2 protein-coding genes and 1 pseudogene are annotated in these 5091 nt (G+C 67.6%); 2 read left to right on the top strand and 1 reads right to left on the bottom strand.

The genetic code is table 11. The features are described 5' to 3' along the window. Both GUY60_RS38610 and GUY60_RS34180 read left to right on the top strand, forming a co-directional pair. Window positions 1-345, top strand: a pseudogene (locus tag GUY60_RS38610) (hypothetical protein); the annotation flags it as partial. Between the two features lie 142 nt (window positions 346-487). Beyond that, the gene (locus GUY60_RS34180) at window positions 488-1084 is read left to right on the top strand and encodes a hypothetical protein (protein ID WP_161705024.1); all 597 of its coding nucleotides are present in this window, start codon (window positions 488-490) and stop codon (window positions 1082-1084) included. A gap of 934 nt (window positions 1085-2018) precedes the next feature. Here the strand turns inward: GUY60_RS34180 and GUY60_RS34175 are convergent. Continuing rightward, a complete protein-coding gene (locus tag GUY60_RS34175) occupies window positions 2019-4589 on the bottom strand; it encodes a DEAD/DEAH box helicase (RefSeq protein WP_161705022.1) in 2571 nt (856 codons plus the stop codon). Window positions 4590-5091 lie beyond the last annotated feature (502 nt).

Below are 5091 nucleotides of genomic sequence, written 5' to 3'. Positions count from 1 at the left end.
GCCCCAGCCCGTCCAGCATCCTCGGACACCGCACCAGGCCAGGACTCCGAGCTGCTCAGAACCGGGGATGAGAAACAGCTTCTGAATCCGGAAAGCGCCGAGCGCACCTTCCCCGACGCGGTGCACGCAGCCCTCGGATACCTCCCGCTCGCCGTCTCTTACGTGGACGACGACCTCGGCCTTCCCCCGCCCGAGCCGCACTTCACCGAGCGCGTTCTCGCCCTCAGCGCTCAGAACGCAAGCAGGTCTGCGTCTGAGGACCGGCCGGATGCGCCCCTGCCCGAGCGCGACCGCGGAGCCACAGCCGATCAGTGGGCCCGCCACCCCACTGCAGGTACGTGCTGACGCATGCACCGACCCGCTGCCGCGAGGCGTGACACAGCAGCGTGCAGAAGAACGGCCGGTGGCCGCGGTCGTGTCAACTCCCTTGTCAGACCCCGCTGTTACGTTGACGGGAGAATCACGCTTAGAGCTCTGGAGAAAGCGCATGCACGACGAACGGCTCGCCGAGTTCTCGCGCGAGCGGCTGGACGGCCGTCCCGTACCCGACGATCTGCGGGTGCTGCTTGTGGCGCAGTGGGAGGGGCGCACCGACTTCACGTACCTCCTCGATCTCGAATTCTTCGAGCCGGGAGAGGTCCACCCGCTCCGGGACAGCAGCCATCTGAGCCAACGGGAGCTCGCAGACCCGGAGACGCAGGCTCTCTACGCCGGATCAGCGGAGATGGCCAAGTACGTCAAGCTCGTGGCGGAGGGCGGCAAGGGCTGGATCGGTTACTGGCTGCACCCCGACGAACCGACGGACCGTCCCTGGCACGTCATAGAGCTGGACACGGAGGGCACCTTCTGGGGCATGGCCGGTCTCACGCTGACCGAGGCGGTCGCCGCCCAGCGGGCGAGCTATCAGGACGAGCCCGACGAGGGAACAGCGTTCGCCCAACTGGCGGCCGAACTCGCCAAACTAGGACTGCCATTGAGCACCGACGACTACGACGCCCTCGATGAAACCCCGTACACGGTAGACCCGGAGGGACTCTGGGACGAGCTGAACGATGCCGAACGAGAGAAGCGCGGTCTCTGCTAGGTCGTATCGGTCGGAGGTGACGAGCCGGCAGCCAGTCGGCACGCCGCGCGAAACGACGATCCGGGGCCGAGCGCACCAGTTCGAGGAGTAACGCACCGCGTCGCCCCGGCTACCCCTCGGGTACGCGATACGCGAGCACGTGAGCACCCTCGGCTACGTCGTTCAGCCGGAGTACGCCCTCGCGTGCCTCACGGACGCTCTCGCGGACCTCGACGAGGGCATGCGGCGGTGCGGCCTGCAACTGGGTCGAGCAAGCCGGTCGTAAGCCGTTTTGGGCTCGACGCCTGACTCCGTGACGGCAGGCGGAAGGGTGCATCTGGAGGTTGCCAGGTGCGCCCTAGGAGCGTCATGCAGGGATTCACAGGCTCTGAGAGGGCCACTGCGCACGCTGTCCGGCTTGCCCGGGACGGCATCGTGGCGAGTGGCCCTCGCCGGCTTCCGTCCAGCGGCGTGCACGGGGCCGCGGGCCGACTGGTGAAGAGTCGGTGTTCCGCCCATGCGCTATTCCCAGCTCTCGGCAGGATCTGCAGGAACTCTTCCGCGGGAAGTGAGACCGTGCCGCATCTAGGTGAGCCTGCGCGCGGTCGCCGCGATGCCAACTCATGGGCTCGCAGTGAAAACCGCGGCGATCAACCTGAGGGCCGATCAGCATTAGGGACCCGTGACGCGCGGTGGCGAGCCGCCGCTGGTGAGCCCTCCGCCTTCGGGCACCGGTGTTCCGACCTGCGCTTCGCTGGCCTGAGCGACTTCGAGGTACTCCGCCCAGCGGCAGTCGAGGTCGCCCTCTGGCGCTCGGTGTCATGCGCAAGACCTGAGCATGACACGGACCTCGCCCTGTACGCGCATGGTGGGAGCAGCAGCACCTCATCCCGCAGCTTGGAGTGCCCGCGCGCTTACCACGGGGCTTGCTCAGCGCGCGTTGCCTTCGGGCTGTTCACCAGCGCATGCCGAGCTGATCGAGATCGTTGTGTCGTTCCTGCGTCAGCTTCGCTGCGCGCCTTCGTGCATTGGCGATGAACGTGCCGAGGGTGATCGGGATGGTGCCTTCAGGGGTGGTCTCACGCCCCGAAGCGGCGGGCCCCGCGAGGCCGACCGGCAGCTGCTCGACATGCTTGCGGGGGACGTTCAAATGTCCTTCGCGGGCTTGGTATTGGCGTGCGGCGGTGAGGTTGAGGTTCCATTTCGTGTCCTGGGTCCGTTTCACGGGTCGTTCGTCTTCGTGGGCGGGTTGGAGGTTGAGGATGTTGGCGAGGAGCCATTGCTGGGCGGGCCGGAGCTGTTGCCAGGCGTGGCGTTGGGTTTGTACCCAGCGTCCGAGGTCTTCGCCCTGGACGACCGTCTCTCCGGGCTTCTGGGGCAGTGAGCCGTCGGCGTCGATGTGCTGCTGGGTGAGGCGGAAGCAGCGCTGCCAGCCGACGTCCCAGACCGGGCACCAGCCGGCGTCGATCTGGTCGAGGGCTTCGCGTCGTTCCTGGGTGAGTGCCCCGACCGATGACTCGACGGGGAGGCCGGCTTCGCGTCGTTCCTCGAGGGTGTCGGCGGTGTGTGCGGCTTGGCGTTGGTTCTTGGCCCAGGTGCCGATGGGGTAGCCGTCCCAGATGGCGGTGGCGGGCGGCAGGAAGTGCCCGTGCTCGGCAGCCCAGTTCCGGGCGGCGGCGAGGCCTTCCTCGAACGCGACGTCTCGGTGGGACCAGACCATCCCCAGCTTCTCGAGCGCGCCGGCCCGCTCCGGCGACAGGGCGCCGGTCTTGTTGAAGCGACGCTGGTCGGCGAGCCATGTGCCGAGCGGGAACCCCGCGGGCGACCAGTCGTCGGGGGTGACGTAGTCGTACGGGACCCGCAGCTGCCCGGCACGGGTCTCTTTCACATACCGTGTGCAGGCGGCGATACCGCGGCGGAAGAACTCGTTCTCCGGCTCCAACACGCGCAGCTTCACGAACCGCGCCAGCTCCGCCGGATCACGCGGGGTGGAGAACTTCAGCAGCTCCCGCGCCCCCGCGCTCGCCCCCGCCTCGCTCTCCTCGCCGTCGTCTCCGTGGAACTGCTCCCGGCCCTCGCCAGGGCCCTCCTGCTCCTGGCCAGCCTCGGTCCAATGGCCGCTGCGGGGGCGGGAGTCGGCGAGGGCTTCGATGGTGTCGGTGTCGTGTGCGCGGAGCGCGCCGAGGACCTTAGCGAGGGCTCCGTAGGCCGGGGAGGTGAGCATGTCGTCGGGCTTCTCACCCTCGGCGAGAAATACCGGAACGATAAGAGAAGCAATTTTTCCGTCACCGGGCTGCATTCTGAGGGCGCGCCCGACCATTTGCACGATGTCGACCATCGACCCTCGCACATCGCAAAAGGCAACGGAATCACAATCCGCCGTATCGACACCTTCACCGAGCACTTTCACCGATGCCAGGACGCGCACGGCGGCGGCCTGTAGCCGAGGGACACCGCCCTGGGCAGCCGGCTGCTCCTGGTCCTCGATGACGTCGGAGGCGAACTCCTCGAGAACGGCCCGGCGGTGGGCGGGCGGGTGCTCTCCGTAGAGCCATCCCGCCCACACCCGCTCCGGATCCGGGTACGTCCTGCGGTCGTTCTCCCACAGCCGGCGTGCGACCGCCGGGAGGCCTTCGGCCATGGCTTCGGCCTCGGCGACGCGACTGTGGAAGGTGAGGATCTTCCGCAGGTTCTCCTGCGCCGCCGCGGTCAGGACCCCGGTCTGCAACGCGGCCAAGCGAGCCCCGCGCACCTCATCGGTACCGGTCCCGATCAACTCCCGTACAGCCTGGGCGGGATCGCTGATGTCGACGCACACCACCTGGTACGGCGCCACGATCCCGCGGCTGATCGCCTCAGACAGCGTCAACTTGTAGGCCACGGGCCCGAAGACGGGGGAGTCGGGGCTCATGCTCGCCACCATCCGCGGCTCACGACCGCCGGCGCCGCCTTCGTCCGCCTCCCACACCCGCGCCGTCGCCGTCATGTACAGCCGGCGGGCAGCGGGGATTTTCTGCTGGTCGTGCACGGCAGCCCAGGGCTTCAAACCGTCCCCGCTGGTCCGGTGTGCTTCATCGACCACCATCAGGTCCCACACGCCCAGGCCGGCCTCGTGGGCGCGCTGCAGGATCCCCATGCCCACCGACGCGTACGTCGCGAACACCGTCACCTGCTCCAACCCCTGGACCCACGAGGCGAGTTCGGCCGGGTCGGTCGTGCAGGGCACGCCGTCGGAGTTTTCGGCTCGCAGTGAGCAGACACCGACCATGGCGCCGCCGCGGCCGCCCTCGCGCCAAGCGGTGGCCATCTGCAGCAGCAGGTCCAACGTCGGTACCAGGACGAGGACTTGGCATGCTTTGAGGCGTACGGCGGTTTCGGTGGCGATCCGAGTCTTGCCTGAGCCGGTGGCAGCGATGACCTGAGCGCGCAGTCCGTGGGCCGGCGGGTGTCCGGTGGCGGGGGACTGCAGAGCACGGAGGGTGGCGTCCACGGCCTCAATCTGGTGCGGACGCAGTTCGCGGGACATCGTGTTTGTTTCTCTTTCCCTGGCCGGGGTTTGATGCTGCTTCTGTTCTGGTATTCCGTAGGGTTCTTGAGGGGCTTTCATCCGGGCTATCGGCATGGCTAGTTGGGGGTCTCAACAGAGCCGGTTCGTCTGTATGGGGTGTGCGCGTCTACTCCATAAGCTAGCTGGGTTACATGTTTGACGCACACCGGTTGACGGACATGATCTGCATCGACCGATCAGATCGGCCGAATGTCACACAGTGATCGGTTCTTTCAACTTTCGGCAGCTGGAGGAGACTTCCGGCATCGGAAGGAGGCTCGGGCGGCACACACCAGTCACCCTCAACTAGCCAGCCAAACCCAGGAGTTCGCGGAGCGAATTCCTGGGGGCCGAATCGCGGAGCGATTCGAGCCCGGGCCAACGGAGTTGGCCGGGAATTCCGGCGGAGCCGGAATTCAGCCGCGCGGAGCGCGGCATCACTCCCGCCGCGTAGCGGCGGCGCGTCGTGTCTGCGGAGCAG

Origin of the sequence: Streptomyces boluensis (assembly GCF_009908195.1) — a bacterium.
Taxonomy (GTDB): domain Bacteria; phylum Actinomycetota; class Actinomycetes; order Streptomycetales; family Streptomycetaceae; genus Streptomyces; species Streptomyces boluensis.
This window is presented reverse-complemented; position numbering and strand designations above follow the sequence as displayed.

What these genes read in the sequence shown, in the direction of transcription:
- GUY60_RS34180 (WP_161705024.1), top strand. Translation starts at nt 488, where the DNA reads ATGCACGACGAACGGCTCGCCGAGTTCTCGCGCGAGCGGCTGGACGGC.
- GUY60_RS34175 (WP_161705022.1), bottom strand. Translation starts at nt 4,589, where the DNA reads ATGTCCCGCGAACTGCGTCCGCACCAGATTGAGGCCGTGGACGCCACC.